At 61.8% G+C, this 22,525-nt stretch carries 17 protein-coding genes; 7 read left to right on the plus strand and 10 right to left on the minus strand.

The features are described 5' to 3' along the window. Window positions 1–23 precede the first annotated feature (23 nt). The 3 genes from ABWL43_RS13975 to xylB are packed head-to-tail and all read left to right on the plus strand — an operon-like array spanning window position 24 to window position 3,451. Window positions 24–956 carry an ABC transporter substrate-binding protein gene (locus tag ABWL43_RS13975; protein WP_404488219.1) on the plus strand — a complete coding sequence of 311 codons (933 nt, stop codon included), beginning with the start codon at window positions 24–26 and terminating at the stop codon, window positions 954–956. 25 nt (window positions 957–981) lie between these two features. After that, window positions 982–1,974, plus strand: a complete 993-nt coding sequence (locus tag ABWL43_RS13980) for a LacI family DNA-binding transcriptional regulator (protein WP_404488221.1) — start codon at window positions 982–984, stop codon at window positions 1,972–1,974. Window positions 1,975–1,990: 16 nt separating this feature from the next. Next, complete coding sequence (xylB, locus tag ABWL43_RS13985) at window positions 1,991–3,451, plus strand: xylulokinase (protein ID WP_404488224.1); 1,461 nt, start codon at window positions 1,991–1,993, stop codon at window positions 3,449–3,451. A 229-nt stretch (window positions 3,452–3,680) separates the two neighbouring features. On the opposite strand, the gene ABWL43_RS13990 is transcribed toward xylB, so the two are convergent. From ABWL43_RS13990 to ABWL43_RS14000, 3 genes are all read right to left on the minus strand, one after another. After that, window positions 3,681–4,478 carry an aldo/keto reductase gene (locus tag ABWL43_RS13990; protein ID WP_404488226.1) on the minus strand — a complete coding sequence of 266 codons (798 nt, stop codon included), beginning with the start codon at window positions 4,476–4,478 and terminating at the stop codon, window positions 3,681–3,683. After that, window positions 4,478–5,347, minus strand: coding sequence for an NmrA family NAD(P)-binding protein (locus ABWL43_RS13995; RefSeq protein ID WP_404488227.1), 870 nt, complete (start codon window positions 5,345–5,347; stop codon window positions 4,478–4,480). Before ABWL43_RS13995 ends, ABWL43_RS13990 begins: the two co-directional genes overlap by 1 nt. 98 nt (window positions 5,348–5,445) lie before the next feature. Further along, the gene (locus tag ABWL43_RS14000) at window positions 5,446–5,889 is read right to left on the minus strand and encodes an Lrp/AsnC family transcriptional regulator (RefSeq protein WP_145160627.1); all 444 of its coding nucleotides are present in this window, start codon (window positions 5,887–5,889) and stop codon (window positions 5,446–5,448) included. Window positions 5,890–5,997: 108 nt separating this feature from the next. Between ABWL43_RS14000 and ABWL43_RS14005 the strand changes: the two genes are divergently transcribed. Continuing rightward, window positions 5,998–6,903: a DMT family transporter gene (locus ABWL43_RS14005; protein ID WP_404488229.1), complete on the plus strand. Its 906-nt coding sequence runs from the start codon at window positions 5,998–6,000 to the stop codon at window positions 6,901–6,903. Here ABWL43_RS14005 and ABWL43_RS14010 read toward each other — a convergent pair. The 3 genes from ABWL43_RS14010 to fabF form a co-directional block, all read right to left on the minus strand. Then, window positions 6,881–8,860, minus strand: coding sequence for a U32 family peptidase (locus ABWL43_RS14010; protein WP_404488231.1), 1,980 nt, complete (start codon window positions 8,858–8,860; stop codon window positions 6,881–6,883). The genes ABWL43_RS14005 and ABWL43_RS14010 overlap by 23 nt on opposite strands. A 595-nt stretch (window positions 8,861–9,455) precedes the next feature. Next, window positions 9,456–9,836 carry a RidA family protein gene (locus ABWL43_RS14015; protein WP_145160633.1) on the minus strand — a complete coding sequence of 127 codons (381 nt, stop codon included), beginning with the start codon at window positions 9,834–9,836 and terminating at the stop codon, window positions 9,456–9,458. 71 nt (window positions 9,837–9,907) lie between these two features. Next, complete coding sequence (gene fabF / locus ABWL43_RS14020; RefSeq protein ID WP_404488233.1) at window positions 9,908–11,176, minus strand: beta-ketoacyl-ACP synthase II; 1,269 nt, start codon at window positions 11,174–11,176, stop codon at window positions 9,908–9,910. Window positions 11,177–11,283: 107 nt separating this feature from the next. Here fabF and ABWL43_RS14025 point away from each other — a divergent pair, with 107 nt between their 5' ends. Continuing rightward, window positions 11,284–11,775: a helix-turn-helix domain-containing protein gene (locus ABWL43_RS14025; RefSeq protein ID WP_262209488.1), complete on the plus strand. Its 492-nt coding sequence runs from the start codon at window positions 11,284–11,286 to the stop codon at window positions 11,773–11,775. On the opposite strand, the gene ABWL43_RS14030 is transcribed toward ABWL43_RS14025, so the two are convergent. After that, a complete protein-coding gene (locus tag ABWL43_RS14030; protein WP_404488235.1) occupies window positions 11,762–13,084 on the minus strand; it encodes an OprD family porin in 1,323 nt (440 codons plus the stop codon). The genes ABWL43_RS14025 and ABWL43_RS14030 overlap by 14 nt on opposite strands. 463 nt (window positions 13,085–13,547) lie before the next feature. On the opposite strand from ABWL43_RS14030, the gene ABWL43_RS14035 reads away from it, so the two are divergent. Continuing rightward, on the plus strand, window positions 13,548–16,166 hold the full coding sequence (locus ABWL43_RS14035) for a hypothetical protein (protein WP_404488237.1): 2,619 nt from the start codon (window positions 13,548–13,550) through the stop codon (window positions 16,164–16,166). A gap of 45 nt (window positions 16,167–16,211) precedes the next feature. Here the strand turns inward: ABWL43_RS14035 and ABWL43_RS14040 are convergent, their stop codons facing one another. After that, a complete protein-coding gene (locus ABWL43_RS14040; protein ID WP_242196795.1) occupies window positions 16,212–17,081 on the minus strand; it encodes an oxaloacetate decarboxylase in 870 nt (289 codons plus the stop codon). Between the two features lie 279 nt (window positions 17,082–17,360). On the opposite strand from ABWL43_RS14040, the gene ABWL43_RS14045 reads away from it, so the two are divergent. Further along, on the plus strand, window positions 17,361–18,302 hold the full coding sequence (locus ABWL43_RS14045; protein ID WP_404488239.1) for a cupin: 942 nt from the start codon (window positions 17,361–17,363) through the stop codon (window positions 18,300–18,302). 177 nt (window positions 18,303–18,479) lie between these two features. Here the strand turns inward: ABWL43_RS14045 and ABWL43_RS14050 are convergent, their stop codons facing one another. Then, window positions 18,480–19,430, minus strand: coding sequence for a LysR substrate-binding domain-containing protein (locus tag ABWL43_RS14050; protein ID WP_404488241.1), 951 nt, complete (start codon window positions 19,428–19,430; stop codon window positions 18,480–18,482). Window positions 19,431–19,452: 22 nt separating this feature from the next. Then, a complete protein-coding gene (locus ABWL43_RS14055) occupies window positions 19,453–22,518 on the minus strand; it encodes an efflux RND transporter permease subunit (protein ID WP_262209499.1) in 3,066 nt (1,021 codons plus the stop codon). Between the last annotated feature and the right edge of the window lie 7 nt (window positions 22,519–22,525).

Raw genomic sequence — 22,525 nt, forward strand, 5'->3', positions numbered from 1 at the left:
CAACAATCACAAGAGAGTCCCGCATGAACTTCAAACGCCTCTTTCCTGTTATGGCCTTGGCTGCCCTGATCTCCCACACTGTAGAAGCCCGCGAACTCAAGGCCCTCGGCATCAGCATGGGCTCGCTCGGCAACCCGTATTTTGTGACCCTGGCCGATGGCGCCACGGCGCGGGCCAAAGAGCTGAACCCCAATGTCAAAGTGACGTCGGTGTCGGCCGACTATGACCTGAGCAAGCAGTTCTCGCAGATCGACAACTTCATTTCGTCCAAGGTCGACCTGATCCTGCTCAACGCCGTCGACCCATCGGCCCTGGCCTCGGCCATCAAGAAAGCCCGGGATGCCGGCATTGTCGTGGTGGCGGTGGATGTGGACGCCAAGGGCGTGAACGCCACCGTGCAAACCGACAACGTCGAAGCCGGCAAACTGGCGTGCCAGTTCCTGGTGGACAAGCTTGCGGGCAAGGGCAATGTGATCATCCAGAATGGCCCGCAAGTTACCGCCGTGACCGACCGCGTCAAAGGCTGCAAGGCTGCATTGGCCGGTGCGCCGGACATCAAGGTGCTGTCCGATGACCAGGACGGCAAAGGCTCGCGCGAAGGTGGCCTGAACGTGATGCAGGGTTACCTCACGCGCTTCCCGAAAATCGACGGCCTGTTCGCGATCAACGACCCGCAAGCCATCGGCAGCGACCTGGCGGCCAAGCAGCTTAAACGCAGCGGCATCCTCATCACTTCGGTGGACGGTGCGCCAGACATCGAAAACGCACTGAAGACCGACACGCAAATCCAGGCCTCGGCCAGCCAGGACCCTTGGGCCATGGCCCAGACCGCCGTGAACGTGGGCAACGACATTCTCAATGACAAGGCCCCGGCCGAAGCGGTTACCCTGCTCACGCCAAAACTGATCACCCGCGACAACGTGGCTACGTACAGCGGTTGGTCGAGTAAACATTGAGTCATTGAGCAAAGGGGAGCGCGTCGTGGTCACCATGGATGACGTGGCAAGCAGGGCGGGGGTGTCAACGTCGACCGTGTCCCACGTGTTGAACGGCACCCGCAAAGTCAGCGAGGCCACGGTGCAAGCGGTGCAGCGCGCAATTCAGGACTTGGGCTACATCCCCAATACCCTGGCGCGCTCGCTGGCCCGTTCCAGCACCAGCACGATTGGCGTGGCGATCTCGGCGCTGTCCAACCATTACTTCAGTGAAACCGTGCACGCGATTGAAACCGAGTGCGCCAAGCACGGCTACATGATGCTGTTTGTCGACCCCCACGACGACCCGGAGCAGGAGCTGCGGGTGGTCACGGCGTTGCATCATCGGCGGGTTGACGGGATTTTGCTGGCCCCGTCCACTGATTCCAGGGCCCTTAAGTATTTGCAGGCAAATGAAATGCCCACGGTGCTGGTGGACCGCATGATGAGTACGCAGTTTGACCAGATCGGGGTGGAAAATACCCAGTCCACCCAGGCTTTGGTCGCGCATTTGATTGAACACGGGCACCGCCGGATCGGCTTTATTGCCGGGCGCGCGGGGCTGGGCACTACCGATGAGCGCGTGGCGGGTTACCGGGCTGCGTTGCAGGCGGCAGGCGTGGCGTTTGATCCGCAGTTGCTGGTCAACGGTGGCTCCAACAGTCAGCCGGCGCGCGCTGCGACTGCGCAGTTGCTGGCCCTGAGCGCGCCGCCTACGGCGATCATGGCGGGCAATAACCTGATGACATTGGGCGCCATGCATGCCCTGCGTGACGCACAGATTGAGGTGCCGGGGCAGATCGCGCTGGTGGGTTTTGATGATTTTGACTGGGCGGATTTTTTCGTGCCGCGCCTGACCTTGATTGCCCAGCCGGTCAAGGAGCTGGGCGTACGCGCGGTGCAGATGCTGCTGCAACGCATGGCCGCGCCGGCCGCGCCGGTACAAAGCGTACTCCTGGCGCCGAGCCTGCAATACCGTAATTCATGTGGCTGTATTTGATTGGAATGACCCACGTATGAGCAGTCCTGTTTCCCTCGGTATTGATCTGGGCACCTCCGAACTCAAGGCGATCCTGATGGACGTCGACGGCGCCGTGCTGGCCCACGCCGGTGTGCGCTTGAGTGTTTCGCGACGTCACAGCGGCTGGTCCGAACAGGCCCCGCAAGACTGGTGGCAGGCCTGTTTGCAGGCGCTTGAGCAGTTGCGTGCGCATGCGGCTTTCAGTCGCGTGGTGTGCATCGGGTTGTCGGGGCAGATGCACGGCGCCGTGTTGCTCGGGGATGACGACCGCGTGTTGTACCCGGCGATCCTGTGGGACGACTCGCGTGCTGTCGCCGAAGCTGAGCAACTCGGGCCCGGCTTCGCCGAAGTCACCGGCAGCCTGCCCATGGCCGGGCTGACCGCGCCGAAACTGCTGTGGCTGCAGCAGCATGAACCCGAGGTGTTCAAGGCCATTGACTGCGTGCTCTCGCCCAAGGATTACCTGCGTTTACGCCTGAGTGGCGAGCGCATCAGCGAGATGTCCGATGCGGCCGGCACACTGTGGCTGGACGTGGCGCAGCGCGAATGGTTCGCGCCGATGCTGGGTGCCACGGGGCTTGCGCCTGCGCAGATGCCCAGGTTGGTGGAAGGCGGTGCGCCGGCGGGTTACGTGACGGCAAGCGGGCTGGGTTTGTCGCCCGGCGTGGTGATTGCCGGTGGCGGCGGCGATAACCCGGTGGCGGCCGTCGGCATCGGCGCAATCAATGCCGGCGACGGTTTCATCACCCTGGGCACCAGCGCGGCCATCGTCGCGATCACCGATCACGCCGCCGGCAACCCGGCTAGCGCCGTGCACAGCTTCTGCCACGCGCTGCCTGATCGCTGGTACACGATGGGCGCCATGCTGGCCGGTGCCAGTTGCTTGCGCTGGGTGACGCGCCTGACCGGTATGCCGGACGAACAAACGCTACTGGACCAGGTGCAGGCGCAGTTGCCGATGGGGCAGCCGGTACCGTTGGACACACCCCTGTTTTTGCCCTATCTGGCCGGTGAACGCACGCCGCATAACGACCCGTTGTTGCGCGGCGGCTTCATGAACCTGGGCCACGATTGCACCCCGGCGATGCTCGGTTACGCCGTGATGGAAGGCGTGGGGTTTGGCTTGCTCGATGCCTTGCGCGCCGTGCAATCGGCCGGCGCCAGCGTCGGCGCCTGCGCTCTGGTGGGCGGCGGCGCGCGCAGCGAGTACTGGGCGCAGTTGTTGGCGAACATCCTGCAGCGCGAGATCTTTACCTTGCAGGGCAGCGAATTAAGCGCGTGTATTGGGGCGGCGAAGCTGGGGTTTGTGGCGATCGGGCAGGGCGCGTCGCTGTTGCAAGCGGGCCTGCCGGTCAAGGCGCGGTATTGGCCTGATGCGACGCAACAGCCGGTATTGGAGGCGCGTTATCGCAAGTTCCAAGGGTTGCTGGTGGCGGCGAAGGCGCTGCACGACTGATCATGCGCCTTGTGTTGAGCAGGCCTTTTGTGGCGAGCGGGCTTACTGTGGCGAGCGGGCTTGCCCCGCGTTGGGCTGCGCAGCAGCCCCAAACCCGTCACCGCGCTTTTCCAGATTAATTGAGTCGGCAGGTTTCAGGGCCGCTTCGCGCCCCAACGCGGGGCAAGCCCGCTCGCCACAACCAGACCGCTCGCCACAGAAAGCCCACTGACGACAACAGTCCATCGGCTTACAGCGCATCCCATTGCGGTGCAAACGGCGGCTGCACAAAGCGTTGGTCTTTGGGCAGGCGCGCGATGGCTTGCATATCCTGCTCATCGAGTGTGACGTGCAGCGAATCGAGGTTGGCTTGCTGGCTTTGCGGGCGCTGGGCCTTGGGAATCGCCACCACGCCTTGTTGGCGTAACCAGGCCAGGGCGACTTGCGCCGCGCTGGCGCCGTGCATGGCGCCGATCTGTGTCAATACCGGGTCAGTGGCCGCGCGACCCTGTGCCAACGGTGCATATGCAACCATCGGGATGCGTTTGCCGCGCAGGTAATTGAGCAGGCGGCTCTGGTCGAGGAACGGGTGGTATTCCACCTGTACCGCGGCAATCGGCGTGCCCAGCACATCGATCGCCTCGCGCAGCATCGGCATGTTGAAGTTGCACACACCGATGTGCTTCACGCGGCCACTGTCGCGCAGGGCCAACAAAGCGTTCATCACGCCGGGCAGGTCCATGTTGGCAGCCGGCCAATGCACCATGAACAGATCGACGTAGTCCACCGCCAGCTTGCCGAGGCTCAGCTCAAAGGCTTTTTGCAGCGCGGCCGGCGCCAACTGGTCATGCCACACCTTGGTGGTCAGGAACACCTCGTCGCGGGGGATGCCCGAGTGTTTGATCGCCTGGCCCACAGCGGCTTCGTTGTCGTACAGGGCGGCGGTGTCGATATGCCGGTAACCCAGCGCCAGGGCACTTTCGACCACTGCCCGGCAGTCATCGCCGGGCATACGGAAGGTACCGAAACCCAATTCAGGCAGGTTCATCAGGCATTCGCCTCCGCGGTTTTATCTGCCAGCTCGCGCAACACCGTGAGCAGGGAAGTTGTGCCCTTGAGCACCTGATCGTGCTCGAAACAGATCCAGCCTTCGTTGAAGCCATCGACCATGCGCATGCGCGGCAGTGGGTTGTGTGCGCCTTGGGCCCGCAGCAACGGTTCCCAGGTATCGCGCTCAACCACCTCGGCGCGCACGTCACGGCCGAGCACTTGCGCCAGGGTCTGGGCGATGTCGTTCGGGCTGACCCACTGGCTTTCCAGTTCGACTACGCGGTGGCCGGCCCAGTCTTGCTGCAACAGTTGCGCGGCGAGTGTGCCGATGTCGGCCGTGGCAACCATCGGCACGCGTTTGTCGAGCGGTTGCAGGAAGCTGTGGATCACGCCGGTGTCACGCGCACTGCTGACGTCATAGGCGGCGTTTTCCATGAACCAGCCTGGGCGCAGGAAGGTTACGGGGATGTCCAGGGCGCTCAACGCCTGCTCCATCAGCGTGCGCTGAGTCAGCAGGTTGAGCTCCTTGGCTTGCGCGCCGATGGTCGACAGGCACAAGACTTTTTGTGGCGCGGCGGCCTTGAGGGCCTGGCTGACAGCCGCTATCACGGCACGCGCTTCAGGAAACCCAGGCTGCGGATCGAAGCCCGGTGGCGGCAGGATGAACACAGCGGTCGCGCCCTTGAACGCTTCGGTCAGCGCCTGTGCATCTTCCATCGCGGCAAACGCGATTTCGCAGCCCTGGTCGGCCCAATAGGCCGCTTTGCCGGCGTCGCGAATGACGGCGCGAACCGGCAGGCCTGCCTTGAGGAGGTTATGCGCCAGGGCGCCGCCGACTTTGCCTGTGATGCCAGTGATTACGTACATGCGCTTTACTCCTGTGGGTTCCAATGTGTGGAGCCCAGCATAAAGTTCAGCCGGCGATGACAGAATAGCGATTACGTCACTGCGTAAGTGACGCAAAATCACGAATCGGCCAGTGGCGGCAAACGCCGTTTGACTGGGGTTTTCTTGACGATGGCGGTGTTGGTTTCGGCATAGGCGTTAAGCCGGTCGAGCAGGGTGTCGAGCTGGTCCATGGTGCGCACATGCAGGCGCGCGATAAAGCAGTCCTCACCGGTGACTTTGTCGCACTCGGTGAACTCGGGAATCGCCTGGATCTGGCGCTCCACCTCCTGCAATTTGCCGGGCAACGGGCGGATACGCACGATGGCTTGCAGCAAATAGCCGAAGTGCTTGGGGTCGATGTCGACGGTGTAGTGGGTCAGCACGCCGCGCTCCTCCAAACGGCGCAGACGTTCGCCCACGCTGGGCGAAGACAGCCCGGTAATACCCGCCAATGCCTTGAGCGACAGGCGCGAGTCGTCCATCAAGGCGGCGATCAGTTGCTGGTCGATAGAGTCAATCATGCTGTCTGCCTAATTTAAAAAGGTAATTGAGGATTTTTGCCTACTTTAGTCGCTGGAGGCGCTGATCAGCAGATTGCCATAATTGAGCCTCACTTGAGGAGCGCCATCGTGGACACATCTATTCGTCGCGGGTCGTGGGAAATGGTCGCCGCCATGCTGATTTCGGGCACCATCGGCTGGTTTGTGCTGGTGTCTGGCGTGTCGGTGATCGAAGTGGTGTTCTGGCGCTGCGTGATTGGCGCGCTGACGCTGTTGCTGGTGTGTGCGTGGTTGGGTTACTTGCGCCGAGACCTGCTGACCTGGGCCAAGCTCGGCCTGGCGATGCTCAGCGGTGTGGCCATCGTCGGCAACTGGTTGCTGTTGTTCGAATCCTATTCACGTGCGTCGATTGCCATCAGCACCGCGGTGTACAACGTGCAGCCGTTCATGTTGGTGATGCTGGCGGCGCTGTTTCTGGGTGAGAAGATCACCGTGCAGAAGCTCGCGTGGTTGAGCGTGGCGTTCCTCGGCATGCTGGCGATTGTCACCGCCCATGGCGAACAGCAAAGCGCTGGCGGGGATTATCTGACCGGGATTGCCCTGGCGTTGGGCGCAGCGTTTTTGTATGCGATTGCCGCCTTGATCATCAAGCGCTTGAAGGACGTTCCACCCCACTTGATGGCGTTGATCCAGGTGATCACCGGCGCACTGTTGCTGGCGCCGTTAGTGCCTTGGCACAGCTTGCCTGCCGCGACCCAGGCTTGGGCTGCGCTGGTCACGCTGGGCATGGTGCACACCGGTTTGATGTATGTGTTGCTGTACGGGGCAATCCAGAAGCTGCCGACCGCGATTACCGGCGCGCTGTCGTTCATCTACCCGATTGCGGCGATCTTTGTCGATTGGATCGCCTTCGGGCATCGCCTGGGTTGGCTGCAATGGTTGGGGGTTGTTGCGATTCTGCTGGCGGCAGCGGGGTTGCAGCGGGGCTGGTGGTGGCCCCGCTCCCCAAGGGTCAGTGCGTGCCCTGAAAGATGATGTTTTCCGGGTTGAAGTGGCCCACGCCGCTGCCCGGCTGTGGCAAGCCAAGGATGTGGCCCTTGATCTTGCCCACCACGTGCATCTCGCACGGTTTGCAGTCGAACTTCAGGGTCAGCACTTCATCACCGTGGATCAGTTGCATCGGCGCCACTTTGGTCTTCACACCCGTCACGCCCTTGGCCTGTTTAGGGCACAGGTTGAACGAGAACCGCAGGCAGTGCTTGGTGATCATCACCGGCACTTCGCCGGTTTCTTCGTGGGCTTCGAAGGCGGCGTCGATCAGCTTCACGCCGTGACGGTGGTAGAAGTCCCGGGCTTTCTGGTTGTAGACGTTGGCCAGGAACGACAAATGCGCTTCCGGGTACACCGGCGGCGGCGACGTCTCAGCCTTGCGTCCACCTCGTGGGTGAGCGGCAACGCGGGCGGCGGTCAGCGCCTCGATCACTTCACGGCGCAAGGCCTTGAGCTGCGAGTTGGGGATGAAGAATGCCTGCGGCGCATCCAGCTCGATGTGCGTGGCGTGGTACTCGGTGGTGCCGAGTTGGCCAAGCAGGTCGCGCAGGGTGTCGAGCGCCTGTTCCGGCTTGTTGGCCACGCCGAACGGGCCGGGCAGGGTGACGCTGGCGCTGATGCCTTCTTCGCTGGTCGCGGTCACGTCCAACTGGTTTTCACGCAGGCGCGCGATCCACTGCAGGCCAATACGGCGCTCGGCCGAGGTCTTGAGCAGGGCTTGTTGCCAGTTGTGGTCGAGGTTGCGGTTCAGCGGATGGTTGGGCCGCAACTGGTGCAGGCCGGCCGGCATTTCATTGGGCTCGACGCGATAGCGGTAGCGTTTCTCGCCGTCTTCTTCGAACTCGCCTTTGGGTTCGGCGATGTTAGCGCGAAAACCCACGACTTCGCGCTTGATCAGCACATTGAGGCCGTCGCCGTTGGACAACGGCTCATGGGTGACTACCTGCAAGTCGCGCTTGCCGGCTTTTTCCACCACACCCACCGGCAGGCCGGTGAAGGTGGGCGTGTCGAAGGCGCCGATGTCGATTTTGCGGTCGGTGACGAAGTAGTCGGTGCTGCCCCGGTGGAAGGTTTTTTCCGGGTCGGGCAGGAATAAATGCGCAGTACGGCCGCTGGAAGCGCGCGCCAGGTCAGGGCGGTCTTCGAGGACGTCGTCGAGGCGTTGGCGGTAATAGGCGGTGATGTTTTTCACATAACCCATGTCCTTGTAACGGCCTTCGATCTTGAACGAACGCACACCGGCTTCGACCAGCGCGCGGATGTTGGCGCTCTGGTTGTTGTCTTTCATCGACAGCAGGTGTTTTTCAAAGGCCACCACGCGGCCCTGGTCATCTTTCAAGGTGTACGGCAGGCGGCAGGCCTGGGAGCAATCGCCACGGTTGGCGCTGCGGCCATTCTGCGCGTGGGAGATATTGCATTGCCCGGAGAACGCCACGCACAGGGCGCCGTGGATGAAGAACTCGATGGCGGCATCGGTTTCATCGGCGATCGCGCGGATTTCCTGCAGGTTCAGCTCGCGGGCCAGCACCAGCTGCGAGAAACCGGCCTGGTCGAGAAACTTGGCGCGGCCCAGGGTGCGGATGTCGGTCTGGGTGCTGGCGTGCAGCTCGATGGGCGGAATATCCAGCTCCATCACGCCCAGGTCTTGCACGATCAACGCATCGACACCGGCGTCGTACAGCTGATGGATCAGCTTGCGCGCGGGTTCCAGTTCGTTGTCGTGCAGGATGGTGTTGATGGTGGTGAACACGCGGGCGTGGTAACGGCGGGCGAATTCGACCAGTTGAGCGATGTCGCTCACCTCGTTACACGCGTTGTGGCGCGCGCCGAAGCTTGGTCCACCAATGTAGATGGCGTCGGCGCCATGCAAGATAGCCTCGCGCGCGATGGCGACATCGCGGGCCGGGCTGAGCAATTCCAGGTGATGCTTGGGCAAGGACATAGTTTTTTTAGTCAGGCTTGTCACGGTTGAGGCGGGCATTGTAGCTGTGAAATGCTGGGTGGGCACCTACCGCAGGGCTGGCTGGGCGAATGGGGTAGGCAGATTGGGAGCATATCTGTTACTGCGGTAACGGCGGCTGGCGGTTCCGCTCTTACAGCGGGTCACTTTTGGCAAACGCCCGGAATGCCGGCCCAGCCAAAAGTAACCAAAAGGTCTTTGCCCCACCACTCGGTGCCTCGCCTGCGTTCGGCCAGCGTGGTTGACGGGGCCTGTCAGATCAAAAGCAAAAGCAAAGCACGGCGGCCTGACAGCCGACCTGAGTGGTAGAAGCAAAAGCACAGCAACACACTTCTATCTGATGCACAGAGATCCAAATGTGGGAGCGGGCTTGCCCGCGAATGCGGTGGGTCAGCTACACATGAGTTGACTGACCCACCGCCTTCGCGAGCAAGCCCGCTCCCACAAGTTGACCGCGTTCAGCCTCCACCACCGCACTGCTTTGCTCTTATGTGGGAGCTGGCTTGCCTGCGATGCAGGCACCTCGGTCTATCTGACGCTATCGCGCCAATCCATGATGTGTACTGCCAGCGATAACTCAGGCCTTGGCCGCCATCGCGGTGACTTCCACACGCATGCCTTCAACGGCCAATGCGGCCACGCCTACTGCAGCGCGAACCGGCCACGGTTTGGCGAAAAAGCGTTTGTAGACTTCATTGAAAGCGGCGCGATCAGCCATGTCGGTGAGGTAGATGGTCAGGTGCATCACCCGGTCCATGGAACTGCCGGCTTTTTCCAGCGCGACTTTCAGCGCTTGCAGGGTGCATTCGCTTTGCAGGGTGATGTCGCCGAGTTCGAGGCTGCCATCGGCGCGGGTCGGGATCTGGGTGGAGACCAGGATGCCGTTGAAGCCGACGACGTCGGAGGAAATCGAGTCGGCATCCGGATCGGGGGTGTAGCTCAGGTCGTGGTTGGCCATGGGCGCCTCTGGTTGGCTGTAGCAGAAGGCGCACATGGTCCCCGAAAATCACAGCAGGGGCAAACCGAGGGTTATGCCCAGCGGCGGAACAGCACGCTGGCATTCACGCCACCAAAGCCGAAGCCGTTGGACAGCGCATATTCAATCGGCATGTACCGCGCTTCACCGCGCACCATGTCCAGGCCGTCGGCCAGCGCGTCCGGGTTGTCCAGGTTCAGCGTCACCGGGGCGACCTGGTCGCGCAGGGCAAGCACGCTGAAGATCGCTTCGATGCCGCCTGCTGCGCCCAATAAGTGGCCGGTGGCAGACTTGGTTGAGCTGATGGCCGGGCCGCCATGGGCGCCGAACACGGTCTTGATGGCGGCCAGTTCGCCTTTGTCACCCACCGGCGTCGAGGTTGCATGGGCGTTCAAGTACTGGACCTGGGCCGCCTCGATGCCTGCCTGACGCAGTGCCTGGGTCATGGCCCGCCGCGCGCCATCACCGTCTTCCGGCCCGGCCGTCATGTGGTAGGCATCGGCACTGGTGCCATAACCCACCAGTTCGGCGATGGGCTGCGCGCCGCGTGCCAGGGCATGCTCCAGTTCTTCGATGACCAGGATGCCGGCACCTTCGCCCATCACGAAGCCATCACGTGCCTGATCGAAGGGCCGCGAAGCCCGTTCTGGCGTGTCATTGAAGTCGCTGGATAACGCCCGCGCCGCCGCAAACCCGGCCAGGCTGACCCGGTGAATCGCCGCTTCCGCACCGCCACACACCGCCACATCGATTTCCCCGGCACGAATCATCCGTGCTGCGTCCCCAATCGCTTGCACACCGGCTGCGCAGGCCGTCACCGGCGCGCCCAGTGGGCCTTTCAAGCCGTAGTTGATCGACACATGCCCGGCCGCCATGTTGCTCAGGAACGAGGGAATGGTGAAGGGCGACAAACGTCGCGGGCCTTTGCTGTCGGTGGTGCGCACGGCATCGGCAATCGCCGGAAAGCCACCCACGCCAGAGGCAATGATGGTTGCCGTGCGTTCCTGTGCCTGCGGCGTTTGAGGCGCCCAGCCGGCTTGCTTCAAGGCTTCATCGGCCGCCGCCAGGGCGAAGAGGATAAAGCGGTCCATCTTGCGCTGTTCCTTGGCGGCCAGCAGCCGATCAGGGTCAAACCCGGCCTCAGGGTCTTGCAGCACGCTTTGTACTTGGCCACCGATGCTGATGGCGAGGTCACCGATCAATGCTTCAGGCAGACGGCGTATGCCCGACTGCCCGTTCAACAGGCGTTGCCAGGTGGATTCCACGCTGGCGCCCAGCGGCGTCAGTGCGCCCATGCCTGTCACGACGATACGTTTACTCATGATCAATCGACTCCGGTTGCGTTGAGGGTACAGACCCTGTGGACGTCACTATCATGATGAAAGTAACATGGCGTTACACAACTTTGTACCGGCACCTGGGAACCCTTATGCAACGCAAGTCTCTTGTCAGCGACGAATGCCCCATCGCCCGCAGCCTTGAACGGATAGGGGAGTGGTGGAGCATGTTGATCATGCGCGATGCATTGCATGGCTTGCGTCGCTTCGATGAGTTTTCACGCAGCCTGGACATCGCGCCGAACATGTTGACGCGCCGCTTGAATGGCCTGGTGGACGCCGGGATGCTTGAGCGCCGCGCCTACAGCGAGCGGCCGCCACGGTATGAATACGTGCCGACGGCCAAGGGCGAGGATTTGCGCATGGTGCTGATGGCACTGGTGGCGTGGGGCAATCGGCATTATGCCGAAGAGGGCACCAGTGTCGAGGTGGTGGAGCGCGAGACGGGCAAGCCGGTGCAACCGATGATGGCAACGGCCGAAGGCACACTCGTGCCGTTGGATGCGTGCGTGGTGCAGGCCGGTCCAGCCGCCAGCGCAGGCATGCGCCAACGGCTGGAGCCTGGGGTGGTTACAGCAGAGTGAACGGGTAGTCGACGATCACCCGCAGCTCGTTCAATTTGCCGTCGCGCTGATCCGCGTTTGACGAAACCATCGCATCGCGCACGCGCAGCGACAGGTTTTTCGCCGGGCCGCTTTGCAGCACGTATTTGGCCTCCACATCCGTCTCGTGATGGTCGCCGTCGGCACCGTAGTCGCCGACGTAGGCGCTGTTGGCCGGCGTGTGCGTGCCGTTGATGTCGGAGCCGTTGACGTAGCGGGTCATGAAGCTCAAGCCTGGCACGCCGTAGCTGGCCATGTTCAGGTCATAACGCACGCCCCAGGACTGCTCGCCCGGGCCGTTGAAGTCGCCCCACTGAATCGAGTTGGCCAGGAACACTGAATCGCCGCCTTCACCCGCGCCGTTGTTGCCGGTGCCGATGTAGTCGAACGGCGTGTCGCCGTGCACCTTCTGGAACGACAGCGTCAGCGTGTGGGCCGCCAGGAACGAGTAGGCCGCCGCCACCGAATACGTGGTGTTGTTGATGGCCCCGGCCTTGGCGCTGCCGATGTCGAGGGTGCGGTACAGGTTGCCGTCCAACGCCAGCGACTGGTCATGGCCCAACGGCAATACGTAGTTGAGGTTGGTGTAGTACTGGCGCCAGATATCTTCCAGTTCACCGGCGTACACGGTTGCACTCAGCGAGGGCGTGAAGGTGTATTTGCCGCCGACGAAACTCGCACTGTTGGCCGCGACGTTGGCGTAGGTGGCATAGATATCGTGGTCATGGTTGCTGGTCATGCCGCTGTTGGTGCTGGTGAAATGCCCGGCTTCCAGGTCCAGCCCGGCGATTTCGCTGCTGGTCAGGTCAAACCCGGTGGCGGTCTGCGGCAGGATGCGCGTGCCGCCGGTGGCAAAGACCGGCGCCGTGGGTTGCATGTCACCGAACTTCAGTTGGGTCTTGGAAACCTTGATTTTCACCGCGGCGCCGACGGAGCCATAGCCGTTTTCCGGGTCGCCATGGCGGTCGGTCGGCAGGTCACCGGTGCCGGCATCCGCGTGGGTGGCATCGAGCTTCATCGCGCCATAGGCGTAGGCGTCCACGCCAAAACCTATGGTGCCTTGGGTAAAGCCCGAGGCGTAGTTGAGCATTGCGCCTTGGGTCCAGTCGCGGTTGTCTGCCTTGCCACTTTGGCGATCGCGGTCGAAATAATAGTTGCGCAACAGGCCCGTGATGCTGCTGCCGTCAATAAAACCCTTGGAATCGGCCTGGTCGCTGACAGACTCGGCAAAGGCCACTTGGCTGACACTCGCGCACACTGCCAGTGTGAGCAGGCTGCATTGTCTAATCATGGGTTTGATCATGGTGTTTACTTCCCCGGAATAAGTAACGCGCGCGCAGAAACATCGCAATTGTTATGGCGCATACAGTGTTATGGGCAGATGTTTTCAGGTGAGCGTAGTGACGGTTTTTATTGTGTTCGACAGGGTTGCCGAAGCCGATTTTTATCATATTTTCGCGGCTTGCAGCGGTGTGGCGGATTAAACTCGATTAATTAAACTTCACGTCTTTTAATCACCAGCGGGTGTAGCGTTGATAGGGTCTTAGCCGCTCTGCTTCGACAAAAACCTTTGGTTTGCCGCCGCAGGCTCTGCGGCGGATTTTTTAATGCTTAGTTATATAAAAGTTCATGTGCGCCGCCGATGCTCAGTGGTGGCTATATGATTGCGCTTGATTCAATTTCGCCCATGTAACAAGACTGTTGCACTTGCCCTTTAATAATCCTTTCTCCCACGCCAGATCAGGAGACAGGCCATGCAAGTCAATCAGCTTTGTCAGGTTGATAGCACCCCCAACGCGGGCGACAACCCCAACTGGAATAAAGCGGTGTCGAAAGCGCTAAACAATCAGCCCGACGACAACAGCCTCGGCCCCGATACAAAGCGGCCCCAAGGCGACTTTCGCACTGCGCAGCAGATCATCGACGACAACCCGCTGCTCAAGAATCTCGGCAACCAGAGTGGCGTGAAAGACAAATTGCGTGAACGCGTTGGCGACTTTGAGCACGATCCGGACGCCGCTTACCGCGCGAGCCGGGTGCTGGAGCACATCGAAAAACTCGACGAAAACGGCAAGCCCACCGTCAAGCGGCCAGAACTCAATGAAGCCGGCAACGGCAAGGTCGACGGTTTTACCAAAGGCGGTGACGCCCGGCACGGCACCGAAGCCGGGCGCCTGCAGGATTTCGGCAAATACGGCTGGGACACCCTTAAAGGCGAGCTACCGCAGAGCCCACCCAGCACGCCGCCCAAGGGCGATGCGCCGTCCAACCATCTGCCGTTGCCGGGTGAAGGCCGGCCGATGGGCGACAACCGCAGTGCCGAGCAAATCATTGAAGACAACCCGTTGCTGAAAAACCTCGGCAACCAGAGCGGGGTCAAGGACGCTCTGCGCGAGCGTGTCGGCGACTTTGAACACGACGCCGATGCGGCCTGGCGTGCCGCGCAGGTGCTCAACTATGTCGAGAACTACGACGAGACCGGCAAGCACATCGCAGGCGGCAACGTGGGCAATGGCCGCATCGACGGCTTCACCAAGGATGGCGAAGCGCGCCACGGTACGGAAGCGGGGCGCCTGCAGGACTTCGGCAAATACGGCTACGACAACCTCAAGGGCCTGGACGGCAACAGCGCGGATGACCAGATCAAGGACTTGAATGCCAAGGCCACCGAAGACGCCGTGAAGGCGGCCGGTGGTGACGCCTCCAAGGTGGGCGCTGACTATTTCGCCACGGGCAACAGCAGCGCCAGCGGTGCGGACAAGACTGCAGCGATCATCCAACTGTCCACGGGCCTGGCCAACTACAAGGCGGGTGCCGATGCGTTTGCGCACCAGGGGCCGGATGCGGCCAATGAGTGGTCAGGCGACGGCCCGTCACCGGGCCAGCAACGCGAAGACTTTATCAAGGATGTGCAAGGGCGCATCGACACGCTCAGCAAAGACCCGGACGTGCAGCAGTTCCTCAACACCCAGGGCACCGAACAGCTGCAGAAAATGGTCGCCGCCGACCCAGCCTTGAAAGCCGAGATGGAGCGTCGCCTGGACGCTTCATCCAGTTGCGACGCGCTGCAAAACGCGTTTGCCGCCAAGGGCGCCAGCACCACCGACGCGCTGTCGAGTTTTATCAAGTACCCGGACTTCTACGCCCAGGCCCTGGGCAAACAGCCGGACTACAAGAAAGCCCTGGAAAACGCCCCGCAAGCCATCAAGGACAAGGTCAACGCCGAGTACGCAGATATCACCTCCGGCAAGCAGATCAACGACCTGATCGCCAGTGGTGTGCCGGCAGACAAGGCGGTGATTCAGTCCGGTGTGAACAAGGCAATCTTTGACGCGGTACTTGACGACAAGACCGTGCAGGCGGGCAGTTCGAGCTTCAACGACGTCGCCGCCAAGCTGGGGCGCGAAGACCTGCTTAAAGGCCAGTCGATTGACGATTTCTACCGCGGCCTGGGCGTTACCGGCGCCAATGACCCGCGCCTTGAGCAAGTGATCAACGACAACATCGCTGCATTCACGCCACCGGGTGAGGCCCCACCGAAAACCGCCGATATCATCAGTGGCATTCGGGCGGTGGACGACGCCATGCGCGGCGGCGCCAAGTTCGACGATGCGATCAAAAAAGTCCAAAGCACCTGGGGGGGCAAGCTGCCGGCCGGGGTCAGCGCGGCGTACAAGGCGGGGGTGATGCACGGCGTGTCGGGCGTGTTGTTGGCGGGCGCCATCGGTACGCGCATCGCCAGCGGCAAGGGCGGCAGCACCGCGCAGACAGTGGGTCAGTCGTTTCAGGCGGCCGGACTGTTCCTGGAAGGTGGCGCCAAGTTTGTCCAGGACCAGTTCGATCGCACCCAGCAGGGCACTTACAAGTTCGACGCGCCCAAGTACGTCAAAGACGTGGAAAACGTCGGCAAGAGCCTGGGCGGCGTGGCGGGGAATGTATTGGGCTTGGTCACCGGGGCCATTTCCGCGAAAAACTCGGCCCAGAGCGGCGACAAGGTCGGCGCCGGCTTCCAGGGCACCTTCGCGGGGCTTAATGGCCTGTCGGCCGTGGCCGGCATGGTGGAGGTCGCCACCTATGTGGTGCCGCGTATAACCACGGTGGCAGCCGGCGTTGCAGAAGCGGCCGGCGTGATTGGCGGCGCGGCCGGCGCCCTGGCGGGTGCCGTGGGCGGCATCGCGGCGGTCGGTGGCTTGATCTACGCGATCATTGCCGACATCAAGGCCGACAATGCGCGCAAGAAACAGCAGGAAGAGTGGTACACCGGGCTCAAGGATCAGCTCGATGACTTCGGCGTTACGCCGCCGCCATTGGATGTGATCATTGCGCCCAAAAATGGCTACGTGGACGTGGGTAATCCCAACGCCAATTACTGACCGAAGTCGGCGGCCAGTCGGAACTGGCCGCCGATTGACTGAGGCTTACTCTTTCACGTCCATGAATTCTTCCGCCCACGCCACGTAGCTTTCCGGCAGCGTGTAGGTATGCGTCAGTTCAGTCGCGCTGAGGTTCGAGGTGCTGCTGGTCAACTTGCGTTGCGCACGCAGGCTGTCGTAAGTCGCCTTGATCGACGCAAAGTAGGCGCCGTGGCCGGCCACCACAATGCGCACACCCAGCGCGGCCAGGCGTTCGCTGTCATTGAGCTGCGGGTTGCCGTAAGTCACCAGCATCAACGGCACGCTGAGGTTTTCTGCGATCTTCTCAAGGTGGTCGAAGTCTTTGACGCCCACCATGCAGATGCCGTCGGCGCCAGCTTTTTCATAAGCCTTGGTGCGGGCGATAACGTCTTCGGTCGGCAACACGCCAGCGTTGGTGCGGGCGACGATAGACAGCTGCGGATCAACCCGCGCTTCAAGCGCGGCCTTGACCTTGCCGATGCCTTCCTCAACCGAAATCAGGTCGGTGGATTTGCGCCCGAACTGCGCGGGCAACAGCGTGTCCTCAATCGTCAGTGCCGCAACCCCGGCGCGCTCGAGCTCTTCGACGGTGCGCATCACGTTCAGGGCATTGCCGTAACCGTGGTCGGCGTCGGCGATGAACGGCAGTTGGGCCACACGGCCAATGCGGGTGGCCTGTTCGACGAACTCACTCAGTGTGATCAACGCAAAATCGGGTGCCGCGAGGACCTGCAACGATGCGACCGAACCGCCGAGGATACCGACTTCGAAACCCAGGTCGGCAGCGATGCGCGCAGACATGGGGTCAAAAACGGAGGCGGTTTCAACGCAGATTTGTTTGGCAAGCAGTTCACGGAAGTTGCGGCGCAGTGCTGAGTGAGAAATCTTTGGCATGTTCTTTCCTGGCTCTGGTCATCGTCAAGTGACGATCAATGTCTATTCATGGTGGCGCCAGATTACCACGCAGACGAACGGGGGATTATGACGTTTGAGCATGAGACAGATGCCTGACACATGGATCATCGGTTCACGCTTTGGCGATGGACAGGCCTTTCGCACCATCCAGGAGCATAGCCGCCCCATCTTGCACAACTGCTGTGCCAACCGAGTGCTTAATCGCGATGGGCGCAATGCCTATAGTTGTTTCAAACCAGCCCAAGACTGAGGTGAACCATGAACAGCGAATTCAAACCCGACCTGAGCGTTGATGCCCCACGCGAACAAGTGGATGCCGAGTATTTTGAATACAGCAAGGCAGCCAACCCGATCAGCGCCAATCTGATTACCCGAGTTCCTTACCACAGCTTCCCGGCCTCGCTGTATGACAGTGGCCCGTCGCGGGTGGTCGCGCTGGACCTCAGCGCTGCGCTGGGCTGTGAGGGCCCGGCAACCGGGCCTGGGCTGTGTGCCAACTTCATCCGCCTGAACGCCGATGACACCTTGGAGCTGCACCCCAATGCCACCTCTCAAGTGTTTTATGTGATCACCGGAGAGGGCAGCGTCGTTCAGGGCGAACACCAGATCGAATGGTCGGCCGGTTGTTTTATCGCGCTGCCAGGCTTGCTGCCAGCCCGGTTCCGCGCCTCGCAGGATGCGCGCCTGTACTACGTGCACGATGAGCCGCTGTTGCGCTACCTGGGGGTTACGCGCAGCACCGACCGTTTCGCGCCGACGCTGTATCCCGCCGCACTGGCCAACCTGAAGCTGCGTGAAGCCGCCGATGATCCGCGTGCCCAGGACCGCAGCCGTATCAGCATCCTGCTGGGTAACCGCAACTTTCCACAGACCCGAACCGTCACGCATGTGCTGTGGGCCATGTACGGCATCCTGCCGCCCGGCTCGATCCAGAAGCCGCACCGGCACCAGTCGATTGCACTGGACTTCATCATCGACTGCCCCACGGGCTGCTACTCGCTGGTAGGCACCGAACTGGACGCCGACGGGCAGATTCGCAACCCGGTACGCGTCGACTGGTCGCCGGGTTTGGCGTTCGTGACCCCGCCGGGGTACTGGCACGCGCACTTCAATGAGTCCGACCAGGAAGCATTCCTGATCCCTATCCAGGACGCCGGGTTGCAAACGTACTTGCGCGCGCTGGATATTCGCTTTAGCTGATGGGGGTCGTTTCTTTCTGAGTGGTGGAGGCAAACGCACAGCCGCACGGCATCTGCTGATGTGATGAGACCCTAATGTGGGAGCGGGCTTGCTCGCGAATGCGGTCGTTCAGTTAAAAATGAGCCTGCTGACACACCGCATTCGCGAGCAAGCCCGCTCCCACAATGTGACCGAGTTTTAACACCCACCATTCAGGTCGGCTGGCGGTCCGCCTGGGCACGGACAGCCCTGGCGCTTCCAATCAGGTGTGTCGCCCAACTGCTCAACGATGAAGTCGATAAAGCACCTGACCTTCGACGACACGATCTTCTTGGGTGGATAGACGAACCACACAGAAAATGCCTGCTCGGCACCGAGGATGTTCCATTCTGGCAGCCACACCTGTAACGCGCCCGCGTCAATACTGGTCGCCACCAACCAGTCGGGTAACAGGGCAAATCCCAGGCCCTGGCGCGCCGCGATCAGCTGCGCATCCAGGTCGTTGATACGGATACAGTCGTGAGGCACCAGCGGCACGACTTCATCAGCGGATGCAAACGCAAAATCATGCTGGCTCAGTACCGCCGGCAGGCGGGCCAGCTCTGCCGGCGTTGAAGGGGCAGGGTGCGCAGCGCAAAAGCTCGGACTGGCCACCAGCAGGTAGTTGCCCGCGCAGATCTTGCGCGCCTTGAGCGTGGAATCAGCCAGCGCGCCAATGCGAATCGCCAGGTCGACGCCGGTATGAATCAGGTTGACTTGGGCGTTATCCAATACCAGTTCCAGCTTGATCTGCGGGTAGCGAGCCACAAATGTATTCAACAGCGGCAGGATATGGTGACGGGCAAACGCTGGCGGCAAGTTGAGCTTGAGCAGCCCACGAGGCTCCTGGTTCAGCGCCGACGTCGCCGCCTTGGCCAGTTCAAGCTCATCCAGCACCCTGCGCGCATGCAGCAGAAACGTCTGGCCGCCCTCGGTCAGGTGCAGCGTGCGCGTCGAGCGGTTGAACAGGGCGATGCCCAGGTCCTGTTCAAGGTCCTTCACGTAGCGAGAAACGGTTGACGCCTTGATGCCGAGCCGCTCGGCGGCGCGCGAGAAGTTGTTGCCTTCGGCGGCTTCGACGAAGGCGGTCAGCGCGGTGAAATAATCCAAGTGTGACCTGCCGGGCTTGGGTTTATGTTGTCCTCAAGTCTGAGCCTGGGAGTGTCTGCGGTGTTTGCTGATGGTGCGTTTCCCCAATAAACATATACATCGCCGGCACCATGAACAACGTCAGCAGCGTACCAATCGACAACCCGGCGAAGATCACCAGCCCCATGTCGTGCCGCCCCGCAGCACCGGCACCGGAGGCCCACACCAGCGGCACCACGCCCAGCACCATCGCGGCCGTGGTCATCAGGATCGGGCGCAGACGCACGCCGGCGGCCTCTTCTATGGCTTCGCGCTTGCTGTGACCTGCGCGTTGCAGTTCGTTGGCGAACTGCACGATCAGGATCCCGTGCTTGGTGATCAACCCCAGCAGCGTCACCAGGCCCACTTGGGTGTACACGTTGATCGACGCGTAGCCCATGGTGATGAAGGCCAGCGCGCCAAACAGTGCCGGCGGCACCGAGAACAGGATCACCACCGGGTCGCGAAAGCTCTCGAACTGGAAGGCCAGGGCGAGGTAGACGATCAGAATCGAGAACATCAGCAAACCAAAGAACCCACCAGACTCCTGCATGAATTGGCGCGACTCGCCGGCAAAGTCCGAGGTGTAACCCGAGGGCGCCACGTTGGTCAGGATCGTGTTGAGTTTGCCCAGCAGCTCACCTTGGGCCACGCCACTGACGCCTGACAGGGTGGCCGAGTTGAGTTGCTGGAAGTGGTTGATCGATTCGGGCTGTGTCGAGGTCTCGATATGCGCGACGGTGCGTGCCTGGATCATCGAGCCGGACGGGGTGCGAATGTAGTAATCGAGAATCTGCTCCGGGTTGAGGCGGTTGACTTGCAGCACTTGGGGAATGACTTTGTAGGAGCGGCCGGCGGTCGAGAAGTAGTTCACGTAGTTACCGCCCAACGCCGCCGACAGCGCCGCGCCGACGTCGGCCTGAGTCAGGCCCAATGCGGCGATCTTCTCCCGGTCCACCACCAGCCGGGCTTGCGGCTTGTCGAGTTTCAAGTCCATGTCGGCAAACCAGAACAACTGCTGTTTCTGCGCCTCGGCCATCACGGCCTGCGCGACCTCATTGAGGTTTTCCACGGAGTCGGTGGTGGTGATCACAAATTGCACCGGCAAACCCTGGGCGCCCGGCAGCGACGGCAGCGGAAAGGCCGCGATGGTGGCGCCCGGCACCTGATTCCACTTTTGCTGCAGGTCGAGTATCAGCTGGGCCTGGGAGCGCGTGCGGTCGCCCCAGGTTTTCAGCAGCACGCCGCCCAGGCCTTGATTGAGGATGGGCAGCCCGGTCAGCTGGAACATCTGCGCGTATTCCGTCTCTTTACTGGCGATCTGGAAGGCCTGGTCGGCAATACGCTCCATCTGCTGGGGCGAGGCCGTCGGCGGACCTTTGATCTGCATGAACACCAGCCCCTGGTCTTCGGTGGGCGACAGTTCACTTTTGGCGGTCATGCCACTGGCGGCCACCAGCAGGAACAGCACAAACCCAAAGGTCACCAGCACCGGCCAGATGTTCAGCCCGCCAGACAGTACGCGGTGGTAACGCCCGCGCAGCCAGTCAAAATACTGGTCGAGCTTACGCGCAAAACGACCTTCTTCCTGCCCGGACTTGAACAGCTTGGACGTCATCATTGGCGAGAGGGTCAACGCCACCACGGCCGACACGGTCACGGCGCCCGCCAGCGAGAAACAGAACTCCTTGAACAGCGCACCGGTGAGGCCGCTGCGCAGGCCGATGGGCACGTACGCGGCGATCAACACCACGGTCATCGCGACGATCGGGCCACCCAGTTCCCGCGCCGCGATCAGCGCGGCCTCCAGCACGCCTTTGCCTTCTTCCTTGATATGCCGGTCGACGTTTTCCACCACGATGATCGCGTCGTCCACCACCAGGCCAATCGCCAGAACCAGCGCGAGCAGGGTCAGCAGGTTAATCGAGTACCCCAGCAGGTACATGATGAAGAAGGTCCCGACCAGCGACAGCGGGATCGCCACCAGCGGCACGATCACTGCGCGGAACGAGCCGAGGAACAGGTAGATGACCACCGAGACAATGATCATCGCCTCGACCAGGGTCTTCACCACCTCGTAAATCGAGGTATTGATGAACTCGGTTGAGTCGTACACGATCTCGCCGCGCACGCCAGTGGGCAGTTGCGATTGCAGCTCGGGGAAGGCCTCACGCACGCTGTCGGCGACGGTCAGGATATTCGCGGTCGGCGCCGCCTTGATGCCGATGAACACCGAGCGCTTGCCGGAAAACGCCACGCTGCTGTCGTAGCTTTCGGCGCCAAGGGTGACGGTGGCCACGTCCTCCAGATACACCAAGGCGTCGCCTTTCTGCTTGATCACCAGTCGTTTGAATTCATCCACCGTGTGCAGATCGGTGCCGGCCGTGAGGTCGACCGTTACCGTTTGCCCGCGCGTCGAGCCCACGGCAGACAAGTAGTTGTTGTTGGCCAGGGCCGTGGAGACGTCCTGCGCCGTGACGTTATGCGCGGCCAGCTTGTCCGGGTCCAGCCAGGCGCGCAGGGCGAATTGGCGCCCGCCGAGAATCTCTGCGGTCTGCACGCCCTGGATCGAATCCAGTTTGGGCTTGACCACCCGCACCAGGTAATCGGTGATGTTGTTGGTGGGCAGCGTGTCGCTGTAGAACCCCAGGTACATGGCATCGGTGGTCTGCCCGACGGCAATGGTGAGCACCGGCTCCTGGGACTGCGCGGGCAGTTGGTTCTTCACCGAATTGACCTGGGTATTGATCTCGGTGAGGGCCTTGCTGGCGTCGTAGTTCAAACGCAATGTCGCGGTAATGGTGGAGACACCGGTGATGCTGGTCGAGGACAAATAGTCGATGCCCTGGGCTTGGGCGATGGCCGACTCAAGCGGCTGGGTGATAAAACCGGCGACCGTGGACGCATCCGCGCCGTAGTAGGCGGTGGTAATGGTAACCACGGTGTTTTCGGTGCGCGGCCATTGGTTCACCGGCAACTCGAAGATCGAGCGCAGCCCCAGGATCAGAATGAACAGTGAAACCACCACTGCCCACACCGGTCGCTGAATAAAGGTATCGGTAAGCTTCATGGGACAC

Origin of the sequence: Pseudomonas sp. HT11, from assembly GCF_044875395.1 — a bacterium.
In the GTDB taxonomy this organism is placed as follows: Bacteria; Pseudomonadota; Gammaproteobacteria; order Pseudomonadales; family Pseudomonadaceae; genus Aquipseudomonas.